Genomic DNA, 2,545 nt, shown 5'->3' on the forward strand with positions numbered 1-2,545 from the left:
AATTTTTGGGTGGATATGACCCGGACCGTGCTCTATGTCCTGATTCCCTTGTCGGTGATTTTTTCCTTGATATTGATGCAGCAAGGGGTGGTTCAGACCTTGAGCGGGGCCATTCATGCGGATCTGGTTGCACCCTTCACTTCGGGGGGTAAAACCATTCTGCAGCAAGTTATCCATATCGGACCGGTGGCCTCCCAGGAATCCATCATGATGCTGGGCAATAATGGCGGCGGTTTTTTTAACATGAATGATGCCCATCCTTTTGAAAATCCCACCGGATTGACCAACTTTCTGGAAACGATGGCGATGATTCTCATCCCGGTAGGCTTAGTTTTTCTGTTTGGACAGATGACCAAAGCCAAAAAAACCGCCTGGGCTATTCTGGTCTCCATGCTGATTCTGTTTATCCCGCTGACCCTGGTCAGCCAGCACTTTGAACTGGCGGGAAATCCGATTTTTCATCAACTGGGTGTAACCCAGGCCAACCATGCGGCGCTTGCCGGAGGTGGCAATATGGAAGGCGTGGAAGACCGCATTGGCGCAGGGGCATCGGCCCTGTTTGCAACGGTGGCTACGGCGACTTCTACGGGTGCGGCCAACAGCGCTTATGACTCGTTCATTCCGCTCAGCGGTGGTATCAATCTGTTTTTGATGCAACTGGGTGAAGTGGTTTTTGGGGGCGTCGGTTCCGGTCTTGCCAGTTTCCTGGCTTTCATGATTTTTGCCGTGTTTCTGGGTGGGTTGATGGTCGGACGCACCCCGGAGTTTTTGGGTAAAAAAATCGGCTCGTTTGAAATCAAAATGACTTCCTTGTCCATTTTAGTGATGCCTCTGCTCGTCCTGATTGGTACCGCCATTGCTGCAACAACCGTAGCAGGGCGCGCCGGTGTTTTCAATCCGGGTGCACATGGGTTCAGCGAAATGCTCTATGCCGTGACTAGTCCCGCCAACAATAACGGCAGCGCTTTTGGTGGACTCAGCAATGATACCCGCTTTTACAACCTGTTAACCGGGATGTGTATGTTGTTTGGTCGTTTTTGGGTGTATCTGCCGCTGCTGGCATTGGCGGGGGCTCTGGCAGAGAAAAAGAAAACACCGGCAGGATCGGGCACTTTAGCCACGCATACGCCTATTTTCATCGGCTTGACCGTGGGTGTCATTCTCCTGGTTGGCGCACTGAACTTCTTTCCGGCACTGGCGCTGGGACCGATTGCAGAGCAGTTGGCACCGGTCAGTCATGTCATGACGCACTAAAGGAATCCTGACGATGGAATCTACGCATAAACATGAGGTAAAACCGATTGACTGGAAAGACCAGAGCAAAGGGGCACTCTGGGACAGCTTTAATATGCTTTCGCCCCGGGTGCAAATGCGCAATCCAGTCATGTTCGTCGTCTATATCGGCTCCTGGCTGCTGTTGGCCCTGTTTTTCCATGATCTGATTGCGCGTAATGGCGAAGCCCTATTCACCGGGGTCATCGATCTCTGGCTCTGGCTGACCCTCATTTTCGCGAATTACGGAGAGGCCCTGGCCGAAAGGCAGGGGGAAGCCCAGGCGAGTAGCCTGCGGCAAAGCCGTCATGAAATGGTGGCTAAAAAATTGGCTAAATCCGAACGCAATGCGGCCTACCAGGAAGTTCCCGGAGCGAGCTTGCGCACGGGTGACGTCATTCTGGTGGAAGCCGGTGATTTTATACCGACAGACGGTGAAGCTATCACCGGTGTGGCGGCTGTCGATGAAAGTGCCATCACCGGAGAAAGTGCGCCGGTTATTCGGGAAGGCGGTGGGGACCGTAGTGCGGTAACCGGCGGCACCCGCGTGATCTCGGACTGGCTCATTATAAAGGTGACTCAGGAAGCGGGGAATACGTTTCTGGATAAAATGATCAGCATGGTCGAGGGGGCTGCGAGACGCAAAACCCCCAATGAAGTAGCGCTCAGTATTCTTCTGGTCTTTTTGACCTTGGTGTTTCTGGTCGTGACCGTGACGATTTACCCGTTTTCCTGGTACAGCGCCCATTACGCCAGTCATTCCGGCTCCGTCATCAGCCTGCCGGTCCTGATCGCCCTGCTGGTGTGTTTGATTCCCACAACCATCGGCGCACTTTTGCCAGCCATTGGCATTGCTGGCATCGTCCGCCTCTTGAAAGCCAATGTCGTAGCGACTTCCGGTAGGGCCATAGAAGCTGCCGGGGATGTAGACATACTCATGCTGGATAAAACAGGCACCATTACTTACGGCAATCGTTCGGCGGCTGCTTTTTATCCCGTTTCCGGAATATCCGAGGCACAACTCGCTCAAGGTGCACGTCGGGCCTCCCTGGCGGATGATACCCCTGAAGGCAAAAGTATTGTGGCATTGGCCTTGAAGCATTTTCCCGATCAGCAGGAGTCGCTGCCCACGGATGCCAATTTGATTTCCTTTACGGCCGAAACCCGTATGAGCGGGGTGGATTGGGAGGGACAGCAGCTGCGCAAGGGTGCGCCCGATTCCATGAAAGCCTGGATAAAAGATTTGCAGGGAAGCTGGCCGGAAGGCTTGGAT

2 protein-coding genes are annotated in these 2,545 nt (G+C 53.7%); both read left to right on the forward strand.

The genetic code is table 11. From position 1 onward, the window contains the following. On the forward strand, positions 1 to 1,254 hold a 1,254-nt coding region (kdpA, locus tag AC2VLY_RS12160), incomplete at its 5' end, for a potassium-transporting ATPase subunit KdpA (RefSeq protein WP_486922358.1). Positions 1,255 to 1,267: 13 nt separating this feature from the next. Then, positions 1,268 to 2,545, forward strand: a 1,278-nt coding sequence (locus AC2VLY_RS12165) for an HAD-IC family P-type ATPase (protein WP_486891704.1), incomplete at its 3' end; no start/stop codon positions are given.

Source organism: Acidithiobacillus sp. TH-A36 (genome assembly GCF_057473445.1).